Origin of the sequence: Pseudomonas sp. K8 (genome assembly GCF_014889455.1) — a bacterium.
GTDB lineage: Bacteria > Pseudomonadota > Gammaproteobacteria > Pseudomonadales > Pseudomonadaceae > Aquipseudomonas > Aquipseudomonas veronii.
On record NZ_VJWO01000016.1, the window covers coordinates 95,880 to 122,317 of the forward strand.

Consider the following 26,438-nt stretch of genomic DNA (forward strand, 5'->3'; position numbering starts at 1 on the left):
ATGATTAACGCCTGCGAAACAGCGGGCGCGGCTCGATCACGCTACGCCCGTACTGCACGCTCATCCCCGCCAGCCCTTTCAGGGCGTCTTCAGCCGATTTGTCCGCGCGCACCGCAAACGCATCGAACCCGCACTGGCGCATATGGCTGAGCTGATCGCGTAGCACATCGCCAATCGCCCGCAACTCGCCTCGCCAGCCCATACGCGTGCGCAACAGATAGGCCTGGCTATAGGCGCGGCCGTCACGAAAGCTGGGGAAATCCAGGGCAATCAGCGGCAGCGTGGCGAGCCAGGGCTGCAGCAGTTCGACCTCATCATCCGGGCCCAGCCACACGCCATGCCCCGGCGCATAGGACGCCAGCGGCAGGATCAGTGCAGCGCCGTCCGGCACCTCGTCACGCACCAACACCCACGGATCATCCGCCACCAGACGCGCCTGCCCCTGCTCAAGCTTCAACAGATTGTTCATGCCTGCTGCTCCGCGTACACCTGCTCCTTGAACGGCTCCAGGCCAATGCGCTGCACGGTATCGACAAAGCGCTCTTCGCTTTCGCGGTAGCGCACGAAGGTGCTGATCACGCGCTCGATCACATCCGGAATCTCGGCGGCGCTGAACGACGGGCCGATCACTTTGCCCAGTGAACTGTGTTTGCCCTGGGCCCCGCCGAGGGTGATCTGATACCACTCACTGCCATTCTTATCGACGCCCAGGATGCCGATATTGCCGATGTGGTGATGGCCGCAGGCATTGATGCAACCCGAGATGTTCAGGCTGATGTCACCCAGGTCGTGCAGGTAGTCGAGGTTATCGAAGCGCTGCTGGATCGCCTGGGCGATGGGGATCGACTTGGCATTGGCCAGGGCGCAGAAGTCACCGCCGGGGCAGGCGATGATGTCGGTCAACAGGCCGATATTCGCCGCGCCCAGGCCGTGTTCGCAGGCCAGGCGCCACACGGCATGCAGATGCTCCTTGGGCACATCCGGCAACACGATGTTCTGTTCATGGGCGATGCGGATTTCGCCAAAACCGAACTGCTCCGCCCACTCGGCCACGGCCTCCATTTGCGGGGCGCTGACGTCGCCGGGCGGCGCGCTGATACCGGGTTTGGTGGACAACACCACGCTGGCGTAGCCCGCGACTTTATGCGGCATGACGTTGCGGCTGACCCAGCGCGCAAAGCCCGGGTTGTCGGCCAGTTCGGTGCCGTAGGCCAGGCTGGTATCGCTGAGCGACGCATACGCCGGCGGCACGAAGGCCGACGCCACCCGCGCGTATTCGGCATCGGTCAACTGCGCCGGGCCATCGCGCAGGTACTGCCATTCTTCCTCCACCTCCTGGGAAAACGCGTCGATCCCCAGCGCCTTGACCAGGATCTTGATGCGCGCCTTGTACTTGTTGTCCCGCCGGCCATGCCGGTTGTACACGCGCAACACCGCCTCGACGTAGGACAGCAGGTGCCGCCACGGCAAGCCCTCGCGAATCTGCAAACCGAGGATCGGCGTGCGGCCCAGGCCGCCGCCCACCATCATGCGCAGCAGCATCTCGCCTTGGTCGTCACGGTAAAGGTACAGGCCGATGTCATGCATCATGATCGCCGCGCGGTCTTCGCGGGCCGAGCAGATGGCGATCTTGAACTTGCGCGGCAGGAACAGGAATTCCGGGTTGATGGTCGACCACTGGCGCAGAATCTCCGCCAACGGGCGCGGGTCCAGCAGCTCGTCGGCCGCGACCCCGGCAAAGGCTTCGGTGGTGATATTGCGCACGCAGTTACCGGAGGTCTGGATCGCATGCATGTCCACCTGGGCCAGGCGTTCGAGGATGTCGGGCACCTGGTGCAGCTCGATCCAGTTGAACTGCAGGTTCTGCCGGGTGGTGAAGTGGCCGTAGCCACGGTCGTAGTCGCGGGCGATGCTGGCCAGGGTACGCATCTGTTCGGCGCTCAAGGTGCCGTAGGGAATCGCCACCCGCAGCATGTAGGCATGCTTTTGCAGGTACAGGCCGTTCTGCAGGCGCAAGGGCAGAAACTCTTCTTCGCTCAATTCGCCGGCGATAAAACGCTCGACCTGATCACGAAATTGCGCCACGCGCTCGAACACCAGCGCCCGGTCGTATGCATCGTACTGGTACATATCACCGCCTCATCAGGGTTGGCCGCGTCCCAGGGCGCGGCTTCTAGGGGGGGCGACTATGCGCCTGCGGCGCAGGGCATTAAAGATTCAGGTGCAGGCTTAAAAAGCGGATCAGATGGGCTATAAGCCGTGCTTTCACGCCGAATAAACTGATCCGTAGTAATCAGCTTTTTCTGAGTCTGTTTTGTTTTACCCACACTTCCTACAGTGCCCGCCACTTGGAACCGTGGGAGGACTGAGCATGAGCACAGCAACAATCGGACAGGCCTATAACTACAAGGTCGTTCGCCAATTCGTGATTGCCACCATCGTCTGGGGCGTGGTGGGCATGGCCATGGGCGTGTGGATCGCTTCGCAGCTGGTCTGGCCGGAAATGAACCTCGATTTGCCCTGGACGACTTTTGGCCGACTGCGACCGTTGCACACCAGCCTGGTGATCTTCGGGTTCGCCGGCAGCGCGCAGTTCGCCGCCAGTTATTACGCGGTACAGCGCACCTGCCAGGTGCGGCTGTTTTCCGACAAGCTCGCCGCATTTACCTTCTGGGGTTGGCAATCGGTCATCGTGATCATGTTGATCAGCCTGCCGTTGGGCTACACCACCACCAAGGAATACGCCGAGATCGAATTCTCCGGCGCGGTATGGATGACGGTGGTGTGGGTGGCCTACGCCATTGTGTTTTTCACCACCGTGGTACGGCGCCAGACCCGGCACATCTACGTGGGCAACTGGTTTTTCGGCGCGTTCATCCTGGTGATCGCCATGCTGCATGTGGTCAACCACCTGGCGATTCCGGTGGACTGGTTCAAGTCCTACCCGGTGTATTCCGGCGCCACCGATGCGATGGTGCAATGGTGGTACGGGCATAACGCCGTGGGCTTTTTCCTGACCACCGGTTTCCTGGGGATGATGTACTACTTCGTGCCGAAACAAGTCGGACGGCCGGTGTATTCCTATCGCCTGTCCATCGTGCATTTCTGGGCACTGATCACCTTGTACATCTGGGCCGGTCCGCACCACTTGCATTACACGGCGCTGCCGGACTGGGCGCAGTCGCTGGGCATGGCGATGTCGCTGATCCTGCTCGCGCCGAGCTGGGGTGGCATGATCAACGGCATGATGACCTTGTCGGGCGCCTGGCATAAGTTGCGCAGCGACCCGATCCTGCGCTTTTTGGTGTTGTCGCTGGCGTTCTACGGCATGTCGACCTTCGAAGGGCCGATGATGGCGATCAAGACCGTCAACGCCCTCTCCCACTACACCGACTGGACCATCGGCCACGTCCATGCCGGCGCGTTGGGCTGGGTGGCGATGATCACCTTCGGCTCGCTGTACCACATGATCCCGAAAGTCTTCGGCCGCCAGCAGATGCACAGCGTGACGCTGATCAACCTGCACTTCTGGCTGGCGACCATCGGCACCGTGCTGTACATCGCCTCGATGTGGGTCAACGGCATTACCCAGGGCCTGATGTGGCGTGCGATCAACGATGACGGCACCCTCACCTACTCGTTTGTCGAGGCCTTGCAGGCCAGCCATCCGGGGTTTGTGGTGCGCTTTGCCGGTGGCGTGTTGTTTCTCAGCGGCATGCTGCTGATGGCCTACAACACCTGGCGCACGGTGCGGGTCGCGGACTTGCGGGTCGCGCAGCTTGACGCGAGGATCGTCTGATGTGGGGCTTTCTGATGGTGGTGTGCCTGTATGGCGCGGTGGAGTACTGTTTGCGCGGTCAATCCGAGGAGACGCTGGATGAGGCGAGTTTGATTCCGTTCGCCGACGACCCGGAGGTGGCGCGCCGGGTGGAGCTGGCCACCGGCAAACAGATCCACGCGGTGGCAGCGGAGCAAGCCAGGCCGGGCTGGGGCAATCTGGATATGTGAAACTGCTCCGCTGATTTGGCGCGCAACTGCGTATGACTATTCGGCGGCCGATGGGTAAGGTGATGCGATATTTCTTGTCAGGAGCATCGCATGCACACCATCGGCCTGATCGGCGGCATGAGCTGGGAGTCCAGCGCCGAGTACTACCGCATCATCAACCAGCGCGTGCGCGACCAGCTCGGTCCGCTGCGTTCGGCGCAACTGCTGATGTACAGCGTGGACTTCGGCCCGGTGGAACAGGCCCAGCATGCCGGACGCTGGGACGACGCCGCGCTGATCCTCGAGGATGCTGCGCGCCGCCTGCAAGCCGGGGGGGCCGAGTGCGTGGTGCTGTGTACCAACACCATGCATTTGGTGGCGCCGCGGATCGAAGCGGCGGTGTCGATTCCCTTTCTGCATATTGCCGATGCCGCAGGTGCCGCGGCCGTCGCCGCCGGCACCCTGACCGTGGGTTTACTCGGCACCGCGTTCACCATGGAACAGGACTTTCTCACCTCGCGCCTGGCCGCCCACGGCCTGAACGTGCTGGTGCCCGATGCGAACGAGCGCCAGGCCGTCCACCGGATCATCTATGAGGAATTGTGCGTCGGCGTGATCAGCGAGGCGTCACGCCAGGTCTATCAGCGCGTGATCGCCTCCCTGGCCGCACGCGGCGCCCAGGCAATCATCCTGGGCTGCACGGAAATCGGCCTGCTGATCAAACCCGAACACAGCGACCTGCCGCTGCTCGACACCACGGTGCTGCATGCGCAGGCAGCGGTGGCGTTCGCGTTACGGGACTAAGCCGAGGTTCTTGACCCCGCCGCGCGGCGCCACAGCCGCGCAACATCCGCCGCTCGCTCGCGCAACAAGCGCGGTGCCTCGCTACAGGCCTGCTCCAGGCTCATCGGCCCGGACGGCAAGGCGAAGGCTGCATCCACGCCGTGGGCGTACATCTGCTCGTAGCCTTCACCCAGCGTGCCGGCGATCACGATCACCGGGACCTGGTGCCGCTGGGCGATGCGTGCCACGCCGAAGGGTGTTTTACCGCGCAATGTCTGGGCGTCGAAACGACCTTCACCGGTGATCACCAGGTCGGCGCCGCGTATCGCTTCGTCGAGGCCGACCAGTTCGGCGACCACCTCCACCCCCGCACGGAACTGCGCCCCGAGGAAGGCCTTGGCGGCGAACCCCAGGCCGCCGGCGGCGCCACTGCCGGGTTCGTCGCGCACGTCGTTGGGCAAGACCTTGGCGCAATGGTCGGCAAAATGGCCGAGGGCCGCGTCGAGTTGTTCGACCTGCTGCGGATCGGCGCCTTTTTGCGGGCCGAAAATTGCCGAGGCGCCATGGGGGCCGCACAACGGGTTATTCACGTCGGCGGCGATTTCAAAGCGCACCTGGGCCAGGCGCGGGTCGAGTTGTTCCAGGCTGATCCGCGCCAGGCGGGCCAAAGCCAGGCCGCCCGGTGCCAGAGGGTGACCCTCGGCATCGAACAACTGCACGCCGAGTGCCTGCATCGCGCCTGCGCCGCCATCGTTGGTGGCACTGCCGCCAATCGCCAGGATGATGCGCCGGGCACCGGCGTCCAGGGCCGCGCGGATCAGTTCGCCGGTGCCGAAGGTGGTCGTGGAGCACGCGTCGCGCTGCCCCGGCGCCACCAATTGCAGGCCGCTGGCTTCGGCCATTTCGATGAGTGCGGTGTGGCTGTCGGCCAGCCAGCCCCAATGCGCGTCAACCGCAGCGCCCAAGGGGCCTTTCACCGATTGGTGCCGCAGTTCGCCCTGGCAGGCGGCGAGTACCGACTCCACCGTGCCTTCACCACCGTCCGCCATCGGGCACTGGACCACGCGTGCATCCGGCCAGACCTGCGCCAAGCCTTCGGCAATGGCCTGGGCGACGCCTTCGGCACTCAGGCTGTCTTTGAACGAATCGGGGGCGATGATGATTTTCATGGGCGTTCTCCGGTTTTTATGCCGCCCATGCTGCCAGTTGGCAGCGGCAATGACGCTGGTCCGATGCACAAGTGCGAACCCGGCTTGTTGGTCATTCCGACAAAACCTGGGGCAGCAGCTGGACGCCAAGGTACAGCGCGAGCATGCCATCCAGCGTCAACGGGTCGACCCCGCTGAGTTCGGCAATGCGCTCCATGCGGTAGCGCAGGCTGTTGCGGTGAATGCCCAGCGCATCTGCGCATGCCTGGCTTTGCCCGTCGTGTTCGCACCAACTGCGCAAGGTCGCCTGCAGTTGGCCGTTGTTGTCCTTGGCCAGCACTTTTCGCAGCGGGTTGAGCAATTCGTCCAGAGCATCGTCGTTGCGATGGCGCCAGAGCATCACCGGCAGGCGATAGCGGTTGAGGGTCAGCAGCCGTGAATGCGGCAGGACATCGCGGCCGTAGGCCAGCAGGTCGCCCACGCGTCGATAACAACGACGCAACCCCGCCAAGCCATCGGCTTGCCCGCCCACCGCCACCCGCAGAATCGTCCAGCCCAGGCCTTCGAGCTTTTCCAGCAGGCGCGGATTGTCCACCGGCACCGCCGCCGGCCGGCACCATAGCAGCGAATACTGCGCGGAGCTGACGCACCAACTGTCCGGATAGCGCGACGTCAACCAGGCACTCAGCGCTTCCGCCGTCTGCCCCGCCCCCAACTCGAACAGATACGGCGTGCGCGCCATCTGCGGCTTGAGCCCCAGTTGCTGCGCCTCATCCACCAGGCGTGGCGAGTCGCCGGTGTCGGCCAGCAGCAACGCCAACAGATCGTCGCAGCGCTGGCGTCGCCATTGTTGCTCGGCTTGCTGATGCCGGTGGCTGACCAGCATTTCTGCGGTCATGCGTACCAGTTCGGCATACGTGCGCAGCCCCTCCGGCTCGCCGGTAATGCCGAGCACGCCGATCAGGCGCTGGTCGTGCATCAACGGCAGGTTGATGCCCGGTTGCACGCCCTTGAGGTGCTTGGCGGTCTGCCCGTCGATCTCCACCACGCGGCCGTTGGCCAACACCAGTTGCGCGCCTTCATGCCGCGTGTTGATGCGCCCCGGCTCGCCGCTGCCGAGGATCAGGCCCTGGCTGTCCATGACGTTGACGTTATGCGGCAGGATCGCCATGGTGCGATCGACGATATCCTGCGCCAGGTCATGATCCAGCTCGAACATGGGGCTAATTTCCTTGAAAGCGGCGGTTGTTCATCGGCACAGCGCAAAGGATGCTTCACTGTGCGCGAGCACAAAGACAGCACCCCGCCAGGTGGCCGAGACTCATGGGGCGATCAACGTTACCCTCGCATCGCAAAAAATCATAATAAAGAGAGACTCCCATGTCACAGAGCGCCGTTGCACCACTGGCCACCGATGACGATAAAAACGCCATCTACAAGCGCATTACCCTGCGCCTGATCCCCTTCATTTTTATCTGCTACCTGTTCAACTACCTTGACCGGGTGAACGTTGGCTTTGCCAAGTTGCAGATGCTCGATGCGTTGAAGTTCAGCGAAACCGTGTACGGCCTGGGTGCCGGGATCTTCTTTATCGGCTACGTGCTGTGTGGCGTGCCGAGCAACCTGGCGCTGACCAAGTTCGGTCCGCGGCGCTGGATTGCCTTGATGATGATCGTCTGGGGCACGCTGTCTACCTGCCTGCTGTTCGTCACCACGCCGACGCATTTCTATACGTTGCGCCTGTTGACCGGTGCCGCCGAAGCCGGCTTCTTCCCCGGTGTGGTGCTGTATCTCTCGCAGTGGTTCCCGACCTTCCGCCGTGGGCGGATCATGGCGTTGTTCATGTCGGCGATTCCGGTGTCCGGCCTGTTGGGCAGCCCGTTTTCCGGCTGGATACTCAACCACTTCGGCGCCGGCCAAGGCGGGCTCGCCGGCTGGCAGTGGATGTTCCTGTTGCAAGGTATCCCGACCGTAATCCTGGGCGCCCTCGCCTACTTCCTGCTCAGCGACAGTTTTGCCAACGCCAAATGGCTCCAACCGCATGAGCGCGCAATGCTGGAAGCCGACCACGCGACTGACCTGGCGAACAAGCCGAAAACCACCACCGACTCCCTCGCCGAAGTGTTCAAGAACCCGGCGATCTGGGCGTTCGGCTTGATCTATTTCTGCATTCAGAGCGGCGTCTACGCGATCAACTTCTGGTTGCCCTCGATCATCAAGAACCTGGGTTTCAGCGATAACCTGGTGATCGGCTGGCTCAGCGCGATTCCCTACCTGCTGGCCGCGGTGTTCATGTTGCTGGTGGGCCGCTCCGCCGACTTGCGCAAGGAGCGGCGCTGGCATTTGGTAGTGCCGATGTTGATGGGCGCGCTGGGCCTGGTGATCGCGGTGAATTTCGCCACCACCCCGGCCATCGCCATTCTCGGCCTGACCATCGCCACCATGGGCGCCCTCACCGGCCTGCCGATGTTCTGGCCGGTGCCCACTGCCATGCTCAGTGCGGGCGCGGCGGCCGGTGGCCTGGCGTTGATCAACTCGATGGGCCAGATGGCCGGCTTCCTCAGCCCGTACATCGTCGGCTTTGTGAAGGATGCCACCGGGTCCACGGATATCGCGCTGTACCTGCTGGCGGCGGTGATCGTCGGCGGCAGTGTGTTGGCACTGCGTATGACCCGCACCCTCAAAGTCTGACAGTTGGAGCAGGCTTGCTCCTACTCTGGGTTGGGGATTTACAACTGGCCGCCGCCGTCGATATCGATCACGGCGCCGGTCATAAAGCCATTTTCCATGGCCAGCACAAACCCCGCCGCCACTTCGTCGGCCTGCCCGACGCGACCTACTGGCAATGCGCTCTCCACCTTGGCAAACATCGCCAGGCGCTGCGTTTCGTCCAACCCGGCATACGCCGGCGTGTCGATCACGCCAGGACTGATCACATTGACCCGACGCGGTGCCAGCTCCTTGGCCAATTGCTTGCCCAGCGCTTCGGTGGCGGCATTGATACCGGTCTTGATGAACTGACCGGGCGCCAATTTGCGCCCCAGTTGACCGGAGGTCAGGCTGATGCTGCCGTGCTCGTCGAGGAACGGCAGCGCCCGTTGAATCGCGCGCAACGAACCCCAGAGTTTAACGTTGAAATTATCCTGGGCTTCGTCCAGGTCGGTGTCGATCAGGTTCTTGGCGCGCACCGACGGGCCGGCGGTATAGACCAGATGATCAAAGTGCCCCACGGCTTCGAACAGGCGTTGCAGCGAGGCGCTGTCGGTGACGTCCACCGGTTCGCTGCGCACGCCGTTATCGACGCCGGAGGACACACGCCGTCCAGCCAGCACCACCTGTGCGCCACGCGCGGCTGCCGCCTTGGCCACTGCCGCGCCAATGCCGCTGCTGCCGCCGATAACGATGACAGTTTTACCGCTGAGGGAATGGGTCATGGAGAAAGATCCTGGGTCAAAAAATGAGCGTTCATCTTCCCAGCTTGGCAATCAGCGAAAAATCCCGGTAAAACGACAAGATATTTAAAGGTTTTTTACAAATGAGCTCGATTCTCGACCTGGAAGTCTTCGTGCGCAGCGCCGACACCGGCAGCCTGTCGGCGGCCGCGCGCAGCCTCAGTCTCACGCCGGCCGCCGCGAGTATTGCGCTCAAGCGCCTGGAAACCCGCCTGGGCATACGGCTGCTGGCGCGCTCCACCCGCAGCATGCGCCTGACCGAGGAAGGCCGGCGCTATCTGGACAGCGTGCGCGTGGCCCTGGAAGCCCTGTCCGAGGGTGAACAGGCGATCAAGCAACAAGGCCAAAGCCTCAGCGGTTGGCTGCAATTGGCCGCGCCTTCGGATTTCGGGCGCAACGTGCTGCTGGGCTGGCTGGATGAGTTCAAGCTGGAGCACCCGAACATCCGCGTTCAACTGTTGCTGAACGACAGTAACGCCGACCTGTTCCGCGAAACCGTCGACATCGCGCTGCGCTTCGGTGTACCCCGTGACTCCAGCCTGGTGGCGTTGCCAGTGGTGCCGGACCACCGCCGCATCGCCTGCGCCAGCCCCGCCTACCTCGCGCGCCATGGCGCACCGAGCACGCCGGCAGAACTGGCGCAACACAATACGCTGCGCTACATGCGCCAGGGGCGGGCCAACAACACCTGGTACTTCCGCCAAGGCGCCGAGCTGCAGGAAGTCGAGGTGACGGGCGACTATTTGAGCGATGACGGCGAAATCGTGCGGCGCTGGGCATTGGCCGGGCATGGCATCGCCTATAAAGCCAACCTGGATATCGCCAGCGACATCCAGGCCGGACGCCTGGTGCCGCTGTTGACCGACTGGCAGGGCGAACCCACGCCCTTCAATCTGATGTGCCCCCATCGCCTGCAAGTGTCGGAACGGGTGAAAGTGTTGCATCGCTTCCTCCAGACACGTTGCCGGACGCTGCTGAGCGTATGAAGAAACGCGCCCAGGGCTTGTCCCAGAGCCTGCGAGTCTGGTATTGCATGGCACACGTTTTCCTGATTTGAGGAGCTTTGTATGATTTATCGCACGTTGGGCCAATCCGGGTTGAAGGTCAGCGCCTTGACCCTGGGCACCATGATGTTTGGCGAACAGACCAACACCGAAGACTCGTTGCGCATCATCGACAAGGCCTGGGACCAGGGCATCAACTTCATCGACACCGCCGACGTTTATACAGGCGGACGTTCGGAAGAGCTGGTCGGTGAAGCCATCGCCCGCCAGCGTCAGGACTGGGTGGTGGCGTCCAAGGTCGGCTTTGGCCCACCGGACGGTTTGCCCAACCGCAGCGGTTTGAGCCGCAAGCGTATTTTCAATGCACTGGAAGCCAGCCTGACCCGCCTCGACACCGACTACCTGGATATCTACTACCTGCACCGCGAAGACCACAACACCCCGCTGGAGGTCAGCGTATCGGCGATCGGCGACCTGATTCGCCAGGGCAAGATCCGTTACTGGGGCCTGTCCAACTACCGCGGCTGGCGCGTTGCCGAAGTGATTCGCGTGGCCGAGCGCCTGGGCGTGGACAAGCCGGTGATCAGCCAGCCGCTGTACAACATCGTCAATCGCCAGGCCGAGGTCGAACAGATCACCGCCGCAGCCGCCTATGGCTTGGGCGTGGTGCCTTACAGCCCACTGGCCCGTGGCGTACTCAGCGGAAAATACGCACCCGATGCCACGCCCGAGGCCGGCAGCCGCGCCGCGCGGCAGGACAAGCGCATTCTGGAAACCGAATGGCGGGTCGAGTCGCTGCGCATTGCCCAGCAAATCCAGCAATACGCCCAAGAACGTGGCGTGGGGATTGTCGAATTCGCAATCGCCTGGGTACTGAACAACGCGGCCGTCAGCTCTGCGATTGTCGGCCCGCGCACCGAAGCGCAGTGGGATGCTTACACCGGCGCACTGGATGTGAAGCTCACCGCTGAGGACGAGGCCTTTATCGACTCGCTGGTGACGCCGGGGCACTCGTCCACCCCGGGCTTCAATGATGTCGGTCACTTTGTGTCGGGCCGCATGGCACGCACGTAACCCCCGAAAAATCGCAGTTCACTGCCCTCCAGCCAAGGGCAGTGAGCAAACCTGGATGAAACGCCCCAAAACAGAGCCACCTTCTGACGCCAAAAGCACTATATTCCCCTGCTGAAATCCCCCCTCTTTTGTATCCAACGGTTTTCGCGAGGACAGCGTGTCTAAAGGTGTTGTGTTATCGGTCTTGGCTTCGGTGTTGTTTGCCGTGATGTATTACTTCACGTCGCTGCTGACGCCCTTGAGTGGCCTGGAGATTTTCGGCTGGCGCATGTTACTCACCATGCCGTGCATGACGGTGTTCATGCTCATCAGCGGCGAATGGCGACGGGTATGGGACGTGCTGCGGATGCTGGCGGCCAGGCCGCGACTGATTGGCGGCATCGTGGTGTCCTCGGCGCTGCTCGGCGTGCAATTGTGGCTGTTCATGTGGGCGCCGCTGAATGGGCGCAGCATGGATGTGTCGGTGGGCTATTTCCTGCTGCCGCTGACCATGGTGCTGACCGGGCGCCTGGTGTACGGCGAACGCTTGTCGCGGCTGCAACAGATCGCGGTATTTTTTGCAGCCCTTGGGGTGCTTAACGAACTGTATCAGGTCGGTGGTTTTTCCTGGGCCACGCTGGTGGTGATCATCGGTTACCCGGTCTATTTCGTGGTGCGCAAATACCTGACCACCGACCATTTGGGCGGGCTGTGGCTGGACATGGCGCTGATGCTGCCGGTGGCCTGGTGGTTTGTGCAAAGCGGCGAACAGGGCTTTGCGGTGATGGAGGCCCATCCGAAACTGTACGCATTGATCCCGATGCTGGGCGTCATCAGTGCCTCGGCGCTGGTGAGCTATATCATTGCCAGCCGCTTGCTCGCATTCAGCCTGTTCGGGTTGCTCAGTTATGTGGAGCCGGTCCTGCTGCTGGGGGTGGCGTTGCTGCTGGGTGAAGGTATCAAGGCGGGCGAATGGCTGACCTACATCCCGATCTGGCTGGCGGTGATGGTGCTGGTGTACGAAGGCTTCAAGCACCTGGTGCGCCAACGCAGGGCATAAGCGCGAGAGCGTGGGGGGCATCCATGCCCTCCTGCTCAGGGCTGCGCCGCCATTCAGCGGGTTTGCACCTGGACTGTTGGCTGAACAGGCGTGCCAAACTGCTTTTCCAACAGGTCGGCCAAGGCGTTCAGTTGCTCGCGCCTTGAGCTGTAAATCGGGATGTCGCTCTGCACTTGATTGCCTATCTCTTCCAGGGAGGCATCCATCACTTCTTTCTTGACGCCAAACAGATTGCCCAGTCGATTGCCCTGGTTCAGCTCGAGCAACGTGCCTGTGACCGGGTTCTTGGCGATTTTTTCGATAGAATAAGCCACGTCTTCAGGAACGCCCAACGCCTCCAGCGCCGTCCCCAGGCCATGGCCAGGGTTTCTGAGCTGCTTGAGGAACTCGTCGTAGAGCCCATTCAGATCATTGGCGCCCGCATTGCTCAGGAGAAGATTACCGAGATCCGCTTTGTATTCCTTGGGCGTCATCAATACGAGCGGGTCGTTATTGTTCAGCCCGTTACGCACTAAGTAGGGACCATCCTTGCTACCGCCATGCAGGTTGCCGTAACCGTCATAATAATAAAGCACCTTATTGCCATCCGCGCGCGTCCCGACGTAGGTGGCTGTGCCGTCCGGCGATAGGTTGTGGAGGCGCGTGTCGGTCAGGCCGTTGACCGGCACCGGCGGGGTGCTGGCGTCTTTGTCCAGGCGCGTAAAGATGTCCCCCTTCTCATACCCATAACTGCCGACCACCGCATTGGGATCGCCAGCGGCAAACTTTTCCAGCACCCGCTTGACACGCTCCACTTGCTTTGGCGCCGCGTCACTGGAGAAGTGTGCGGCAAGCTGGTCCACCTTCTTTGGATCGCTGAGCGTCGCCTTGAGCGAGGCTGTCATTTCTTCACGGGTGTTGAATGCGTGAAACGACTGACCTTCTTGCTCCGGCAAATACATCAGAAAGTTCGGCCCTTCGGCGGTCGCCGGCGTGCGCTTGGCCATAACGATGTCTTTGGCTTGTACGCCATCGACGGCAAAGGTCGACACCTGCACACCGGGTGCTCCCGGTTTGCCAGGCCTTACGACGGCAGTCGCCAGCGCTCGCCCGCCGGCACTCAGCGAACCGTCGCGGAACTCTGACTGTATGCGCTCCATGTAGTTTTGAAACGCCTGGTCGACTGGGTCCGAGTCGCTGGTCGAGCGGATGCGGCGAGTGGACACTGCGGGCTCGTTTTGCGCGTAAGGGGTAAGCGGATGTTGGCTTGCATAGGATGTATTGATCATAAAATGTATCCCGACGTGACTACTGAAGTTCGGCATCCCTGCATCAAGGCACAGGAGGTTTCCTGCGGCCCTGCCATCTTTGTGGACGCGGCTCGAAATACGGTTCCTCACACCTGGCGTACAAAAAAACCCGGCAGAGGCGACCTCGACCGGGCTTGTTGTGACGAGAAGGTGATCAGTCGGTGTTCAGTACACCGCGGCGCACCTGGTCACGCTCGATGGACTCGAACAGCGCCTTGAAATTGCCCTCGCCGAAGCCATCATCGCCCTTGCGCTGGATGAATTCGAAGAACACCGGGCCCATCAGGGTTTCCGAGAAAATCTGCAACAGCAGGCGTTTGTCGCCTTCAATGGACGAACCGTCGAGCAGGATGCCGCGCGCTTGCAGTTGGTCCACCGGCTCGCCATGGTTCGGCAGGCGACCTTCGAGCATTTCATAGTAGGTATCCGGCGGCGCGGTCATGAAGCGCATGCCGATCTTCTTCAATGCGTCCCAGGTCTTGACCAGGTCGTCGGTGAGGAACGCCACGTGCTGGATGCCTTCACCGTTGAACTGCATCAGGAACTCTTCGATCTGCCCGGCGCCCTTGGACGACTCTTCGTTGAGCGGGATGCGGATCATGCCGTCCGGGGCGCTCATGGCCTTGGAGGTCAGGCCGGTGTACTCGCCTTTGATATCGAAATAGCGCGCTTCACGGAAGTTGAACAGCTTCTCGTAGAAGTTGGCCCAGTAGGCCATGCGCCCGCGATACACGTTGTGGGTCAGGTGATCGATGACCTTGAGGCCGGCACCGACCGGGTTGCGCTCTACGCCTTCGAGGTAGACGAAATCAATGTCGTAGATCGAACTGCCTTCACCGAAACGGTCGATCAGGTACAACGGCGCGCCGCCGATGCCCTTGATCGCCGGCAGGTTCAGCTCCATCGGCCCGGTGTCGATATGGATCGGCTGGGCGCCCAGTTCCAAGGCGCGGTTGTAGGCCTTTTGTGAGTCCTTCACACGGAACGCCATGCCGCACACCGATGGGCCGTGCTCGGCCGCGAAGTAGGAGGCGATGCTGTTGGGTTCGTTGTTGAGAATCAGGTTGATCTCACCCTGGCGATACAGGTCGACGTTCTTGGATCGGTGGGTCGCGACTTTGCTGAAGCCCATGATCTGGAAGATCGGCTCCAGGGTGCCTGGGGTGGGTGATGCGAATTCGATGAATTCAAAGCCCATCAGGCCCATTGGGTTTTCGTATTGGTCAGCCATTTTCGGCGCCTCTTCATTCTTGGGATGAACGGATGTCAATTGCCAGCAAGGATGAAGTGGGAGGGAGGCGCACACGAGAGACCTCGCACGCTGCGGGCGAGGAAGTCACCGAAGATGAGGGGGGAGCCGAGTAGCTTCATGGGTACATCAGTCTCTGACGGCTGAGGCTTGCGTGAGCGCAAGTCCATATTCTTGTATGCGTAAATCGATTCTACACAGCGTAACAGCGTTTGTCCGTACTCTTATCAAATCCCCATTGGCCTGCTCGGAGCAAGGGGTTTGTTGCACAGGTAAATACCGAGCAGGATCACCGCGCCGCCCAACAGCATCGGCAGAGTCAGTCGCTCATCCAGCAACGCCGCGCCGCAAATGACGGCGGTCAGCGGATTCAGCGCGATAAACACACCGGCGCGGGTCGCGCCGATTCGGCGGATGCCGTCGTACCAGCCGATATACGCCAGCGCCGAGCCCAGTACCCCGAGGTACAACAGGCTGAACAGTTGCGGCCAATGCACGGCGGCCAGCGCATTCAGGCTGATCCTGCCACTGATGAAGGTGGTGGCCGTCAGCATTACTGTCCCCAGCAGAATCGACCACGTGACCGTTTGCAACGCGCCCAGGCTCTGGTTGAGCTCACGGGAACACAATGAGTACACGCCCCACCCCACCACGCAGCCGAAGATCAGCACATCGCCGACCCACGCGTTGGCTGCGGCCTGCAGCAGTTGGGGGTTGCGGCTGACAATCACCGTGCCCGCGCCGACCAGGCACAAGGCAATCCCCAGCCACTTGGCCGCGCCCAGGCGCTCCTTGAACAGCCACCATGAAGCCACGCCGATCACTGCGGGGTTTAGGGCCACGATCAAGGAGGCTCGCGATGCATTGATGTAATGCAGGCCGTAAAAGAAGCACAGGTTGTAGAAAAAGATGCCGAAAAAACCCAACACGGCCAGGCGCACCCATTGCCTGGCGTCAGGGCGAGTCAGGCGCACGCGTGCGCAGGCCATAAACAGCAACAGTGCAACGCTCGCCGATAGAAAACGCAGGGTCGCGGCCAGCAGCGGGTCAAGGTCGGCCGCCAGGTAGCGGCCGGCCACAAAGGTCCCGCCCCAGATCATGGTCACAGCGGTGAGCTTCAGATAAGTCGAGCGGTCGGGGGAAGATGTCATCGGCGGGTTGCTCTGTGGCCTGTAGGATTGGCGTATCCTCCAGCTAATGATCAATCATCGTAAAATGAGTAAATACTCATGACCCTCACGCAATTGGAAATATTCTCGCGGGTCGCCGAACTGCAAGGTTTCACCAGTGCGGCCCTTCGCCTGGGGATCAGTCAGTCTGCCGTGTCCCATGCGATCAAAGCCCTGGAGCAAGAGCTGGGGGTGGAGTTGTTTCGACGCCATCAGTCCCCAATCGAGCTCAGCGATATCGGCCGGCAACTGCTGATGCGCGCCCGCACGTTACTCGGCGTGGCCGACACCTTGCAGCAGGAAGCCTGCGACGCGCGCGGGATGAAACGCGGTACGCTGCGCATCGGCTCTTTCGGCCCCACCTCATCCAATCGCCTGCTGCCGCGCATTCTAAAGCGCTATCGGCTACAGCATCCGGGCATTGAAGTGCATGTCGACGAAGGCCCGGATCGCCAAGTGATCCAATGGCTGGATGAGCGGCGTATCGACGTCGGGTTTGTGGTACTGGAGCACGAACGATTCGATACGTTTGCGCTGTTCAAAGACCAGATGGTCGCCCTTTTGCCCGCCGCCCACCCCTTGGCCGAACGCCCTTGCGTGGCACTGAAGGCGCTGTGCACTGACCCGTTCATCCTCACCGAAGCCGGCTCGCTGGAACTGGTTTCGCGACTGTTCGACAGCGCCCGGTTGACCCCGAATGTGCGTTATCGCTGTTCGCAATTGCTCAGCACCCTGGAAGCGGTGAGTCGCGGCGACGGCGTCAGCGTGGTGGCGCAGGCGTCGCTGCCCGAAACGCCGGATGCGCGCTACACCGTGCGCCCGCTGTCGCCGCCGGTCAGCCGCGAAGTTGGCCTGGCGGTGCTGGATCAACGCCAGTCGACACCGGCGACCCTGGCCTTTATTCAAGTTGCACAAAGCGTGGATTTCTCTGCCGCGGCGAGCTTAATTGAGCCCGGCCATCTATCATCGAGTTAATCCTGCGCCTTGCGGCGCTCCGCCTCCCACCACAGACCGCTCGCCCCATGCCCCTGACCGTCAACGGCCCGCAAAAACGCGCCACCCGCTACCTGATCAGCGCACTCAGCGCGCTGCTGCCAATCGGCCTGGGCATACTCATCCTGCACTGGCAGGCTGAACGCACGCTGCAACAAAGTACCGCGCAGATGGCCCAGGAAGCGGTGCGCCAGTTCGACCTGATGCTCGACAACACCGCCCTCGCCGCCCAGGCCTTGCTGCCGCTGGCCGGTCAGCCCTGTGACAGCGGCGTGCAGTTGGCACTGCGCGAGCAAGTCACACGCCGGCCGTTTGTACGGGCAACCACCTTGTCCTGGCAGAAGAACATCTATTGCAGCTCCTTGTTCGGCGGCGGTTATGAATCGCTGGTCAACCCGGGCGATTATGTCGATGGGCGCTTGTGGTTGATGGATGGCAACCCGGTCACACCGGATACCGCGCTGCTGGTATACCGCCTGGTCGACGGCGATCAAGGCGCCTTTGCGTCGATTGACGGCTACCACCTGACCAATGCCCTGCGCCTGATCAGCCGCCATGCAGAGCTGGTCCTGCAGGTAGGGCCGCACTGGATGGGCGCTGACGGCAAGGTGCAGGACACGGCGTTGCCGGTATTTGCCGTGGCCCATCACCATCTGGTGTCGCCGCGTTATCACTACAGTGTCGACGCCGGCATGCCGGACGGGGAAACCTGGCGCTATATGCAAGAGCGTTACCCGGCGCTGTTCAGCCTGGTGGTGTTCTTCGGTGTACTGGCGGGCGGGCTGGCTCACTGGCTGCAGAAACGCTCGTCGGCCCCGACCCACGAGCTACAACGGGCCCTGGGTGCCAATGAGTTCGTCGCCTATTTCCAGCCGGTGGTACGCGGCGATACGCGCGAGTGGGCCGGCTGCGAAGTCTTGATGCGCTGGAACCACCCCAAGGAGGGCCTGGTGCGGCCGGACCTGTTCATTCCGCTGGCCGAGGATTGCGGCCTGATCGTGCCCATGACGCGCGCGGTGCTGCGCCAGACGGCAGCGCAACTGGCGCCGCATGCCGAGCGTTTTCCCCGTGGCTTCCATATCGGCGTGAATATCACCGCGCGTCATTGCCAGGACTTGGCGCTGGTGCAGGACTGTCGCGAGTTTCTCGCCGCCTTCCCGCCTGGCCAGGTAACCTTGGTGCTGGAACTGACCGAGCGCGAGCTGATCAACCCTACGGACATCACCCGCCGCCTGTTCGATGCGCTGCATGAACTGGGCGTGATGATTGCAATCGATGACTTCGGTACCGGTCACTCCAGCCTGGCCTACTTGCGCAACTTCAATGTCGACTACTTGAAGATCGATCAAAGCTTTGTCGCCATGATCGGTGTAGATGCACTCTCGCGGCATATTCTGGACAGCATCATAGAGCTGTCCGGCAAGCTCGACTTGGGCATCGTTGCCGAAGGCGTGGAAACAATCGAGCAATGTGAATACCTGGCGGCACAAGGCGTGGATTTCCTGCAGGGTTACCTGTTCGGGCGCCCGCTGCCCTGCGACGAGTTCATTAAATCCCTGATCAGCCATTGAATAGCCATCTACCGCGCCGATGAAAGAGTGTTAATTAGCTAAAGACATGATTTACTCGTGACGGATTAACTACTACAATTTTTCATACCTGTGCAGAACTCGCAGGAAGGCTTCTTTCTTGAGTCGCCTTACAGCTCTTGGCTTATAGCGTTATCTGCAGTTGATATCAGCCAAATACACTATTGGAGTAAAGATTTTGTCCAGACTCGCCGAATTTCGCGCAGCAGAAAAAGCCCTTCAAGAGCAGCTTGCCCAGCTGGAATCCCTGAAGAACGACGCTGGCCTGAAGAAAGAAATCGAATTCGAAGAAAAGCTGCAAGCGTTGATGAAGAGCTATGGCAAGGGCCTGCGCGATATCATTTCCATCCTTGACCCTAACCCAGGCAAGGCCGCAGCGGTCGCCACCGCACCAAAACAGCGTCGCGCACGCGTGGTCAAGGTTTACCAAAACCCGCACACCGGCGAACTGATCGAGACCAAAGGCGGCAACCACCGCGGCCTGAAAGCCTGGAAAGAACAGTACGGCGCTGCCACTGTAGATTCCTGGCTTCGCGGCTGATCGACAACGCACTTGCAAAGAGCCCCGCAACAGCGGGGCTTTTTTGGTTTAAACGTTCGAATGCGAACTTAAATAACATTTCACTTTGTTCAAAAACGCTTACCGTGGGGCCTTTTCAAAGTTTCAGGCTGTCACGCACCGAACGGACTTCATCCTTGCTCGCTTCGTATGCTTGCGCCTGCCCTGCGTATGAAAAAACAAAGGCTTTATCGGTATCAACAGCGCCCACCAATGTTTGCGAGAGTACGTGACGGCCGTTCTCGGTAATCACACAAGTAGTTTCCAGCGCCTCAAGACGACTCAATGTTGTAGGATGCATCTTGCTGCACACACTTTGATAGCCACCCTGGGCAAAGTCTTTCTGGATGGACTTGCGCATTTCCAGTAACACGCCCTCAAGATTGACGGCATGCCCGGCCTCGATCGGCGTGCCCGTCAACTCCATGACCATCACTGTCGCGCCATTTTCATCACTCTTGATTGCCCGTTGCCGAGACACCGGTTGAGTGTTGGCGGGCGTCTCCCCGGCAGGCTCCACTTCCTCGATTTGCCAGCCGCTGGGCCAGTGAATTTCCGGTTCGGCCGCCAGCGCCATAGGGCTACCCAAGAACAAACACAACGTGCTCAACAACGCTGTACGACATTCGCTCATTACAAAAACATCCCAGGTTCAAGCGCCGAAGTTTGCGGCCTAGCCCCTGCGGCTCGCAAGGCCTGCGTGGGCTTTTTCATTTGGCGCGGCGGGCGGGCGTTGCGTATCATGGCCCAGCCGCACGAATGCTTGCCGCAAGCCAAGGGAACGCACCGCTCATCTCACGCCGCGTTTGCCCCATTTTTTTCTGGAGGGCCCATGAGCCTGCATGATCTGAACACTTTCCCGGGCGTCACCGCCCAGCCTGACACCGCCACGTCGAACTTCGTGTTCAACCACACCATGCTGCGGGTCAAGGACATCACCAAATCCCTGGATTTCTACACCCGCGTCCTCGGGTTCTCGCTGCTCGAAAAGCGCGACTTCCCGGAAGCCGAATTCAGCCTGTACTTCCTCGCACTGGTGGACAAGGCCCGGATCCCCGCAGACGCCGCCGAGCGGACCCAGTGGATGAACTCGATCCCAGGCATCCTGGAACTGACCCACAACCACGGCACCGAAAACGACGCCGACTTCGCCTACCATAACGGCAACACCGACCCACGCGGCTTTGGCCATATCTGCATTTCGGTGCCGGATATCGTGGCCGCGTGCGAGCGCTTCGAAGCCCTGGGCTGCGACTTCCAGAAGCGCCTGAGCGATGGCCGCATGAAAAGCCTGGCGTTCATCAAGGACCCGGACGCTTACTGGGTTGAGATCATTCAGCCCACGCCGCTGTAAAAATCCGACGCCATCAAAATGTCCGATGCCACGCCTAGCGTGAGGACATGAGACGCCAAGAAAACCTACACGGCGCAGCCCTCCGCTCACTGAAGCACTGGCGCTTTGGTGGGCTGGGGGCCATATGGGTGTGCAGCGGTTGCACGCTTGGGCATGTCAGAACCAAGCCCCGGCAACCGCAATGAAACGACCCAGGCCGGCGGACGTCATCGCGCAATCCCCAAGCGTGCCGCGAATGGCGTGTTACGCAGACTCTCCATAACGGAAGAATTCTATGAAGGCCCGCAATGCAGGACGCATCAGTCGCCGGGAAGGATAGTAGATATAAAAGCCATCGAAGGGTGGACACCACTCTTCCATGACGGAAATCAGCCTGCCTGCGCGGACATCGGCCAAAACGCTTTCCTCAAACAAAAAAGCCAGCCCAATGCCGTCGAGGGCGGCCTGCCTCATCAGTTCCTGCTGTGGCAGGATCAGATTGCCGTTCACCCCGACACTGACGGCATGCCCGTCGCGCTCCAATTCCCAGCGGTAGATACGGCCACTCTGGAACCTGCGGCGGATGCAGTTGTGTGCGGCCAGGTCGCGGGGGTGCAGAGGTTTGGGATGCCCGGCGAAGTAAGCCGGGGCTCCAACGATCATGCCGCGCCGTGCCCCACCAGCACGTACCGCGATCATGTCGATCTCCAGGCTCTCCCCGAGCCTGATCCCGGCGTCACACCCTTCCTCGACTATGTTCTCAAACGTATCCGAAACGCGAATGTCGAGCTCAATCGCAGGATAGAGCGCCACGAATGCCGGCAGTCGACGCATGATGACTTCCTGGACAGCGAGGAGCGGCATCGTGATCCGTAAGGGACCAGAAGGCGCAACAGCATCCTCCGTAACTTCCGCGAACCCGGTTTCGATTTCGGCGAGGGGGCCTGTGACCCGTGCCAGAAGGCGTTCGCCCTCCTCTGTCGGGCGTGTCGAGCGCGTGGTCCTTGCCAATAGGCGCAGCCCCAAGGCGCCCTCTAACGTGGAGACCGCATGGCTGACCGCAGAAGGCGCGATGCCGAGTTGATCGGCCGCCGCGCGAAAGCTGCCTGTCTTGGCGACGGCGACGAAAACGACGAGTTGGGAAAGCTGTGTTCTGTCCATTGTTCTAAATTTTAGATCAACACAATCTCGCTTGCACGGATTATCAGTACTAGTCGCTCGCTCTACCCTGTTCGTATTCCGGCTAACTTCACAGAGGAACACGTTATGGAACATCGCAAATTAGGCAAAATCGACGTCTCGGCCATCGGTTTGGGCTGCATGGGACTGAGCCAGGCCTATGGCGTCCAAGATGAAGCCAGTTCAATCCAGACACTGCATCGTGCAGTCGAACTTGGCGTAACCTTCTTCGATACTGCCGAGGTTTATGGCCCGTATCGCAACGAGATACTTCTGGGCAAGGCGCTCAAGCCGTATCGGGAACGCGTGGTCATCGCGACGAAGTTTGGCTTCATCTACAACCGGGATCGGAACGATTTCGGTGAAATCACCGGAACGGATGGCCGTCCCGAAAATGCCCGGGCCGTCGCGCACGCTTCGCTCAAGCGCCTCGATACCGACGTCATCGATCTCTACTATCTGCACCGTGTCGACCCAGCGGTGCCCATCGAAGAGAGTATCGGAGCAATGGCCGAACTGGTCACCGAGGGCAAGGTCCGCGCGATCGGCCTTTCCGAAGTCTCTGCCGATACGCTGCGCCGAGCCCATGCCATCCACCCGATCACCGCGTTACAGAGCGAATATTCTCTGTGGACGCGTGATGTCGAAACCAATGGCGTTCTCGACACCTGCCGCGAGCTGGGCATTTCTTTCGTGCCGTTCAGCCCGCTCGGCCGCGGCTTCCTGACCGGCAAGGCGCCCGTTACCGCCACGCTGGAAGCGGGAGATTTCCGACACAATCTGCCGCGCTTCCAGCCTGGGCACGTCGAGGCAAACCGCAGGTTGGTGAGCGTGATCGAAGAAATCGCCGCCGCAAAAGGAGTGAGCGCTGCGCAAGTCGCCCTGGCTTGGGTGCTGGCCCAGGGCAACGACATCATTCCGATCCCCGGTGCGAAACGCCTCGAACATCTGGAGCAGAACGTCGCTGCGACCCGCCTGAAATTGACCGAAGAGGAATGCACCTGGCTCGAAGCGACGTTCTCGCCCGAAAACATCTCGGGCGACCGATACCCAGCAGCGTTTGAGGTGATGTCTCAGAAATAAAACCCGCACTGAAGGTGCAGACCTTGTGTATCGGGCAGTGGCGTAGCCCAGCAAAATACGCTACCGAAACCATCCTGAAATAAAAAACCCCATGTTTACACACGGGGTTTTTTTATTTACGGCGCGGACTTCAGGCCGGCGCCGAGGTCCGGATCAGGTGATCGAACGCGCTCAGGGAAGCCTTGGCGCCCTCGCCCACCGCAATCACGATCTGCTTGTACGGCACAGTGGTCACGTCACCGGCAGCGAATACACCCGGCAGTGACGTTTCGCCACGCGCATCGACAATGATCTCGCCCCGGGGCGACAGTTCGACGGTGCCTTTGAGCCAATCGGTGTTGGGCAACAAACCGATCTGCACAAAGATGCCTTCCAGGCCGATGGTGGTGAACTCACCATTGTCGCGATTCTTGTACACCAGGCCGGTGACTTTCTGGCCATCGCCTTTAACTTCACTGGTCAGTGCGCTGGTGATCACGTCGACATTCGGCAGGCTGAACAGCTTGCGTTGCAACACAGCATCAGCCCGCAGCTTGCTGTCGAACTCGAGCAAGGTAACGTGGCTGACGATGCCGGCCAGGTCGATGGCCGCTTCGACGCCGGAGTTACCGCCACCAATCACCGCTACGCGCTTGCCCTTGAACAGCGGACCATCACAGTGCGGGCAGAAGCACACGCCCTTGGCCTTGTATTCCTGCTCGCCCGGAACGCCCATTTCACGCCAGCGGGCGCCGGTAGCCAGGATCACCGTCTTCGACTTGAGCGTCGCACCGCTTTCAAAACGGATTTCGTGCAAGTCACCGGCATTTTTCGCCGGCACCAGGCTGCTGGCACGCTGCAGGTTCATGATGTCCACGTCGTACTGACGCACATGAGCTTCAAGCGCGCTGGCCAGTTTCGGCCCTTCGGTTTCCTGTACCGAGATAAAGTTCTCGATGGACATGGTGTCCAGCACCTGGCCGCCAAAACGCTCGGCCGCCACACCGGTACGGATACCTTTGCGCGCAGCGTAGATAGCCGCCGCCGAACCGGCCGGGCCACCGCCGACCACCAGCACATCGAATGCGGCTTTGGCACTGATCTTCTCGGCGGCTTTTTCGATACCGCTGGTGTCGAGCTTGGCGAGGATTTCTTCCAGGCCCATGCGGCCCTGGCCGAAGTTCACACCGTTGAGGTAGACACTTGGCACGGCCATGACCTGGCGCTCATCGACTTCGGCCTGGAACAGCGCGCCGTCGATGGCCACATGCTTGATGTTCGGGTTCAGCACGGCCATCAGGTTCAGCGCCTGGACCACGTCCGGGCAGTTCTGGCATGACAGCGAGAAGTAAGTCTCGAAGTTGAACTCGCCTTTGAGCGCGCGAATCTGTTCAATCACTTCGACACTGGCCTTCGACGGGTGGCCACCGACTTGCAGCAGGGCCAACACCAGCGAAGTGAATTCATGCCCCATGGGGATACCGGCAAAACGCAGGCTGATCTCGGCACCCGGGCGGTTGATGGAAAACGAGGGCTTGCGCGCATCATCACCCTCGGTTTTCAGGGTAATCAGCGTGGTGAGGCTGGTTACGTCCTGCAAAAGTGCAAGCATTTCCTGGGATTTCGCGCCGTCATCGAGGGAGGCGACGATCTCAATCGGCTGGGTGACCCGTTCCAGGTATGACTTCAACTGAGCTTTAAGATTGGCGTCCAACATACGGGCGATTCCTTTGAATTTGGTAAAAAAACGCCCGAGCGAATCTCGCCCGGGCGTTTTTGAGGGCGGTTGCAGCTTACTTAGGTGCGGAATACCGCCCTTGATGTGTCACAGACTTAGATCTTGCCGACCAGGTCCAGGGACGGAGCCAAGGTGGCTTCGCCTTCTTTCCACTTGGCTGGGCACACTTCGCCTGGGTGGGCAGCGACGTACTGAGCGGCTTTGATTTTGCGCAGCAGCTCGGAAGCGTCACGACCAACACCGCCGTCGTTCAGTTCAACGATCTTGATCTGACCTTCTGGGTTGATCACGAAAGTACCGCGGTCTGCCAGGCCGGCTTCTTCGATCAGCACGTCGAAGTTGCGGGAGATGGTCAGGGTTGGGTCGCCGATCATGGTGTACTGGATCTTGCCGATGGCTGGCGAGGTGTTGTGCCAGGCAGCGTGGGCAAAGTGGGTGTCGGTGGAAACGCTGTAGATTTCGACGCCCAGCTTCTGGAATTCGGCGTAGTTGTCAGCCAGGTCTTCCAGCTCGGTCGGGCAAACGAAGGTGAAGTCGGCCGGGTAGAAGAACACTACGGACCATTTGCCTTTCAGGTCAGCGTCAGACACGTCTACGAAGTTGCCGTTTTTGTAGGCGGTCGCTTTGAACGGTTTTACTTGGCTGTTGATGATAGGCATCGTTGACTCTCCGTCAGGGGTTGGTAAGTTGATGAAGTGAATCCTACCCACTCTCTTGGCCGATGGCTCATTGGCAAACCTGATGCTCGCGATTGGCTTTCTCTATCAGTCGACAGTATTAATAGAAGAAACCTCAAATCAGCGGCGCAGTTGCCAGGGTCATGCCTAGAAAGGGTGTCGCTTCAACATAGCGCATGGCGGATTTCATGTCGTTCCAGCCGACGTAACTCATCAACGACTTCAAATCCCAACCACTGCGATGGGCCCACGTGGCAAAGCCCCGACGCAGGGAGTGGCTGGTGTAGTGCTCGGCCGCAATGCCCGCACGCTCCAGGGCCTGGCGCAACAGCGGGATCACGCTGTTGGGGTGCAACCCCGCCTCGCCCAGGTTGCCCCAGCGGTCAATCCCGCGAAACACCGGGCCGCGGACCAGCGCCGAAGCGCTGAGCCATTCACTGTAGGCCTGCACCGGGCACAGCCGCAGCAATGCTGGGGTTTGGTAGGTCTTGCCGAGGTTGTCGCGGTCGCTTTTGCTACGCGGCAGGTACAGGCTGATGCCGGCCCCGGGCACGGCCTGAACGTGCTCGATGCTCAATCGGCACAACTCATCACTGCGAAAGCCGCGCCAGAAGCCGAGCAGGATCAATGCGCTGTCGCGTTTGGCGCGCAACAGCCGGGCGGGGTCCTGGGCTTCGCTCGCTGCGCGCGCCTCCCCTTCCAGGCATGCAACCACCTGTTCCAGATGCTTGAGCTGCAACGGCTGCGCCTGCTTCTCCAGCGCCGGGTGTACGGCGCGAATTCCCTTGAGCACCTGGCGCACGACCGGCGCCTTGGTCGGGTCGGGAAAACCCTGGCTCGTATGCCATTGCGCCAATGCCGAAAGGCGCAACTTCAAGGTATTCACCGCCAACACCCCGGCATGGGCCACGAGGTAGCGCGCCACGCTGTCACTGGTGGCGGGCAGGAATCCGCCCCAACTCACCTCGAAGTGCTCGATGGCTGCGCGATAGCTGCGGCGCGTGTTATCGCGGGTAGCGGCGTTGAGGTAACGATCCAGATCGCTCATGAAAGCCTTTTCGTACTGCTGATAGGGCGCACTCACGGTGAAAACCGCGCTGACACGGGATAATAC

The 26,438-nt window shown here is 61.0% G+C and carries 25 protein-coding genes; 12 read left to right on the forward strand and 13 right to left on the reverse strand.

Going from position 1 to position 26,438, the window contains the following annotated elements; genetic code table 11:
- Positions 1–4: 4 nt before the first annotated feature.
- Positions 5–469, reverse strand: a complete 465-nt coding sequence (locus INT12_RS14085) for a DUF934 domain-containing protein (RefSeq protein WP_193040686.1) — start codon at positions 467–469, stop codon at positions 5–7.
- A complete protein-coding gene (locus tag INT12_RS14090; protein WP_193040687.1) occupies positions 466–2,130 on the reverse strand; it encodes a nitrite/sulfite reductase in 1,665 nt (554 codons plus the stop codon). Before INT12_RS14090 ends, INT12_RS14085 begins: the two co-directional genes overlap by 4 nt.
- A 241-nt stretch (positions 2,131–2,371) precedes the next feature.
- Here INT12_RS14090 and ccoN point away from each other — a divergent pair, with 241 nt between their 5' ends.
- The 3 genes from ccoN (at position 2,372) to INT12_RS14105 (ending at position 4,791) form a co-directional block, all read left to right on the forward strand.
- Entirely contained in the window at positions 2,372–3,799 is a 1,428-nt protein-coding gene (ccoN, locus tag INT12_RS14095; protein ID WP_017846282.1) for a cytochrome-c oxidase, cbb3-type subunit I, read from the forward strand.
- Positions 3,799–4,008, forward strand: coding sequence for a cbb3-type cytochrome c oxidase subunit 3 (locus INT12_RS14100; protein WP_017846283.1), 210 nt, complete (start codon positions 3,799–3,801; stop codon positions 4,006–4,008). Before ccoN ends, INT12_RS14100 begins: the two co-directional genes overlap by 1 nt.
- Positions 4,009–4,098: 90 nt before the next feature.
- The gene (locus tag INT12_RS14105; RefSeq protein WP_017846284.1) at positions 4,099–4,791 is read left to right on the forward strand and encodes an aspartate/glutamate racemase family protein; all 693 of its coding nucleotides are present in this window, start codon (positions 4,099–4,101) and stop codon (positions 4,789–4,791) included.
- On the opposite strand, the gene INT12_RS14110 is transcribed toward INT12_RS14105, so the two are convergent.
- A complete protein-coding gene (locus tag INT12_RS14110; RefSeq protein ID WP_017846285.1) occupies positions 4,788–5,939 on the reverse strand; it encodes a glycerate kinase in 1,152 nt (383 codons plus the stop codon). The genes INT12_RS14105 and INT12_RS14110 overlap by 4 nt on opposite strands.
- A gap of 91 nt (positions 5,940–6,030) precedes the next feature.
- Complete coding sequence (locus INT12_RS14115) at positions 6,031–7,137, reverse strand: sugar diacid recognition domain-containing protein (RefSeq protein WP_193040688.1); 1,107 nt, start codon at positions 7,135–7,137, stop codon at positions 6,031–6,033.
- A gap of 161 nt (positions 7,138–7,298) precedes the next feature.
- Between INT12_RS14115 and INT12_RS14120 the strand changes: the two genes are divergently transcribed.
- Complete coding sequence (locus tag INT12_RS14120; RefSeq protein ID WP_017846287.1) at positions 7,299–8,609, forward strand: MFS transporter; 1,311 nt, start codon at positions 7,299–7,301, stop codon at positions 8,607–8,609.
- Positions 8,610–8,647: 38 nt separating this feature from the next.
- Here the strand turns inward: INT12_RS14120 and INT12_RS14125 are convergent, their stop codons facing one another.
- Complete coding sequence (locus INT12_RS14125) at positions 8,648–9,352, reverse strand: SDR family oxidoreductase (RefSeq protein WP_104903234.1); 705 nt, start codon at positions 9,350–9,352, stop codon at positions 8,648–8,650.
- A gap of 101 nt (positions 9,353–9,453) precedes the next feature.
- Here INT12_RS14125 and INT12_RS14130 point away from each other — a divergent pair, with 101 nt between their 5' ends.
- The 3 genes from INT12_RS14130 to rarD all read left to right on the forward strand — a co-directional run bounded on the left by INT12_RS14130 (position 9,454) and on the right by rarD (position 12,487).
- On the forward strand, positions 9,454–10,356 hold the full coding sequence (locus INT12_RS14130; protein WP_046383522.1) for a LysR family transcriptional regulator: 903 nt from the start codon (positions 9,454–9,456) through the stop codon (positions 10,354–10,356).
- Positions 10,357–10,437: 81 nt separating this feature from the next.
- Positions 10,438–11,448 (forward strand): aldo/keto reductase, encoded by a 1,011-nt coding sequence (locus tag INT12_RS14135; RefSeq protein WP_169884338.1) that lies wholly within the window; start codon positions 10,438–10,440, stop codon positions 11,446–11,448.
- Between the two features lie 157 nt (positions 11,449–11,605).
- Positions 11,606–12,487: an EamA family transporter RarD gene (rarD, locus tag INT12_RS14140; RefSeq protein ID WP_169884339.1), complete on the forward strand. Its 882-nt coding sequence runs from the start codon at positions 11,606–11,608 to the stop codon at positions 12,485–12,487.
- A gap of 53 nt (positions 12,488–12,540) precedes the next feature.
- Here the strand turns inward: rarD and INT12_RS14145 are convergent, their stop codons facing one another.
- The 3 genes from INT12_RS14145 to INT12_RS14155 form a co-directional block, all read right to left on the reverse strand.
- Positions 12,541–13,755, reverse strand: coding sequence for a dermonecrotic toxin domain-containing protein (locus tag INT12_RS14145; protein ID WP_226926192.1), 1,215 nt, complete (start codon positions 13,753–13,755; stop codon positions 12,541–12,543).
- A gap of 175 nt (positions 13,756–13,930) precedes the next feature.
- Positions 13,931–15,007: a 4-hydroxyphenylpyruvate dioxygenase gene (hppD, locus tag INT12_RS14150; protein ID WP_017846293.1), complete on the reverse strand. Its 1,077-nt coding sequence runs from the start codon at positions 15,005–15,007 to the stop codon at positions 13,931–13,933.
- Positions 15,008–15,252: 245 nt separating this feature from the next.
- The gene (locus INT12_RS14155; RefSeq protein WP_193039837.1) at positions 15,253–16,176 is read right to left on the reverse strand and encodes a DMT family transporter; all 924 of its coding nucleotides are present in this window, start codon (positions 16,174–16,176) and stop codon (positions 15,253–15,255) included.
- Positions 16,177–16,254: 78 nt separating this feature from the next.
- Here INT12_RS14155 and INT12_RS14160 point away from each other — a divergent pair, with 78 nt between their 5' ends.
- The 3 genes from INT12_RS14160 to INT12_RS14170 all read left to right on the forward strand — a co-directional run bounded on the left by INT12_RS14160 (position 16,255) and on the right by INT12_RS14170 (position 19,317).
- Entirely contained in the window at positions 16,255–17,169 is a 915-nt protein-coding gene (locus INT12_RS14160; RefSeq protein WP_046383527.1) for a LysR family transcriptional regulator, read from the forward strand.
- Between the two features lie 47 nt (positions 17,170–17,216).
- Positions 17,217–18,758, forward strand: a complete 1,542-nt coding sequence (locus INT12_RS14165; protein ID WP_193039836.1) for an EAL domain-containing protein — start codon at positions 17,217–17,219, stop codon at positions 18,756–18,758.
- Between the two features lie 196 nt (positions 18,759–18,954).
- Positions 18,955–19,317 carry a histone-like nucleoid-structuring protein, MvaT/MvaU family gene (locus INT12_RS14170; RefSeq protein ID WP_017846297.1) on the forward strand — a complete coding sequence of 121 codons (363 nt, stop codon included), beginning with the start codon at positions 18,955–18,957 and terminating at the stop codon, positions 19,315–19,317.
- A 115-nt stretch (positions 19,318–19,432) separates the two neighbouring features.
- On the opposite strand, the gene INT12_RS14175 is transcribed toward INT12_RS14170, so the two are convergent.
- A complete protein-coding gene (locus INT12_RS14175) occupies positions 19,433–19,969 on the reverse strand; it encodes a DUF4946 domain-containing protein (protein ID WP_046489462.1) in 537 nt (178 codons plus the stop codon).
- A 198-nt stretch (positions 19,970–20,167) separates the two neighbouring features.
- On the opposite strand from INT12_RS14175, the gene gloA reads away from it, so the two are divergent.
- Positions 20,168–20,689, forward strand: a complete 522-nt coding sequence (gene gloA / locus INT12_RS14180; protein ID WP_017846299.1) for a lactoylglutathione lyase — start codon at positions 20,168–20,170, stop codon at positions 20,687–20,689.
- Positions 20,690–20,932: 243 nt separating this feature from the next.
- Here the strand turns inward: gloA and INT12_RS14185 are convergent, their stop codons facing one another.
- On the reverse strand, positions 20,933–21,829 hold the full coding sequence (locus tag INT12_RS14185; protein ID WP_046383531.1) for a LysR family transcriptional regulator: 897 nt from the start codon (positions 21,827–21,829) through the stop codon (positions 20,933–20,935).
- 105 nt (positions 21,830–21,934) lie between these two features.
- On the opposite strand from INT12_RS14185, the gene INT12_RS14190 reads away from it, so the two are divergent.
- Positions 21,935–22,930, forward strand: coding sequence for an aldo/keto reductase (locus INT12_RS14190; RefSeq protein ID WP_193039835.1), 996 nt, complete (start codon positions 21,935–21,937; stop codon positions 22,928–22,930).
- A gap of 130 nt (positions 22,931–23,060) precedes the next feature.
- On the opposite strand, the gene ahpF is transcribed toward INT12_RS14190, so the two are convergent.
- From ahpF to INT12_RS14205, 3 genes are all read right to left on the reverse strand, one after another.
- On the reverse strand, positions 23,061–24,626 hold the full coding sequence (ahpF, locus tag INT12_RS14195; protein ID WP_126585218.1) for an alkyl hydroperoxide reductase subunit F: 1,566 nt from the start codon (positions 24,624–24,626) through the stop codon (positions 23,061–23,063).
- A 116-nt stretch (positions 24,627–24,742) separates the two neighbouring features.
- Entirely contained in the window at positions 24,743–25,306 is a 564-nt protein-coding gene (gene ahpC, locus INT12_RS14200) for an alkyl hydroperoxide reductase subunit C (RefSeq protein WP_010210361.1), read from the reverse strand.
- Positions 25,307–25,439: 133 nt separating this feature from the next.
- Positions 25,440–26,438 (reverse strand): site-specific integrase (locus tag INT12_RS14205; RefSeq protein WP_226926193.1); only part of this gene is annotated, 999 nt, incomplete at its 5' end.

Coding starts and splice junctions, on each gene's coding strand:
- INT12_RS14085 (WP_193040686.1), bottom strand. CDS start 469: ATGAACAATCTGTTGAAGCTTGAGCAGGGGCAGGCGCGTCTGGTGGCG.
- INT12_RS14090 (WP_193040687.1), bottom strand. CDS start 2,130: ATGTACCAGTACGATGCATACGACCGGGCGCTGGTGTTCGAGCGCGTG.
- ccoN (WP_017846282.1), top strand. CDS start 2,372: ATGAGCACAGCAACAATCGGACAGGCCTATAACTACAAGGTCGTTCGC.
- INT12_RS14100 (WP_017846283.1), top strand. CDS start 3,799: ATGTGGGGCTTTCTGATGGTGGTGTGCCTGTATGGCGCGGTGGAGTAC.
- INT12_RS14105 (WP_017846284.1), top strand. CDS start 4,099: ATGCACACCATCGGCCTGATCGGCGGCATGAGCTGGGAGTCCAGCGCC.
- INT12_RS14110 (WP_017846285.1), bottom strand. CDS start 5,939: ATGAAAATCATCATCGCCCCCGATTCGTTCAAAGACAGCCTGAGTGCC.
- INT12_RS14115 (WP_193040688.1), bottom strand. CDS start 7,137: ATGTTCGAGCTGGATCATGACCTGGCGCAGGATATCGTCGATCGCACC.
- INT12_RS14120 (WP_017846287.1), top strand. CDS start 7,299: ATGTCACAGAGCGCCGTTGCACCACTGGCCACCGATGACGATAAAAAC.
- INT12_RS14125 (WP_104903234.1), bottom strand. CDS start 9,352: ATGACCCATTCCCTCAGCGGTAAAACTGTCATCGTTATCGGCGGCAGC.
- INT12_RS14130 (WP_046383522.1), top strand. CDS start 9,454: ATGAGCTCGATTCTCGACCTGGAAGTCTTCGTGCGCAGCGCCGACACC.
- INT12_RS14135 (WP_169884338.1), top strand. CDS start 10,438: ATGATTTATCGCACGTTGGGCCAATCCGGGTTGAAGGTCAGCGCCTTG.
- INT12_RS14145 (WP_226926192.1), bottom strand. CDS start 13,755: ATGATCAATACATCCTATGCAAGCCAACATCCGCTTACCCCTTACGCG.
- hppD (WP_017846293.1), bottom strand. CDS start 15,007: ATGGCTGACCAATACGAAAACCCAATGGGCCTGATGGGCTTTGAATTC.
- INT12_RS14155 (WP_193039837.1), bottom strand. CDS start 16,176: ATGACATCTTCCCCCGACCGCTCGACTTATCTGAAGCTCACCGCTGTG.
- INT12_RS14160 (WP_046383527.1), top strand. CDS start 16,255: ATGACCCTCACGCAATTGGAAATATTCTCGCGGGTCGCCGAACTGCAA.
- INT12_RS14165 (WP_193039836.1), top strand. CDS start 17,217: ATGCCCCTGACCGTCAACGGCCCGCAAAAACGCGCCACCCGCTACCTG.
- INT12_RS14175 (WP_046489462.1), bottom strand. CDS start 19,969: ATGAGCGAATGTCGTACAGCGTTGTTGAGCACGTTGTGTTTGTTCTTG.
- gloA (WP_017846299.1), top strand. CDS start 20,168: ATGAGCCTGCATGATCTGAACACTTTCCCGGGCGTCACCGCCCAGCCT.
- INT12_RS14185 (WP_046383531.1), bottom strand. CDS start 21,829: ATGGACAGAACACAGCTTTCCCAACTCGTCGTTTTCGTCGCCGTCGCC.
- INT12_RS14190 (WP_193039835.1), top strand. CDS start 21,935: ATGGAACATCGCAAATTAGGCAAAATCGACGTCTCGGCCATCGGTTTG.
- ahpF (WP_126585218.1), bottom strand. CDS start 24,626: ATGTTGGACGCCAATCTTAAAGCTCAGTTGAAGTCATACCTGGAACGG.
- ahpC (WP_010210361.1), bottom strand. CDS start 25,306: ATGCCTATCATCAACAGCCAAGTAAAACCGTTCAAAGCGACCGCCTAC.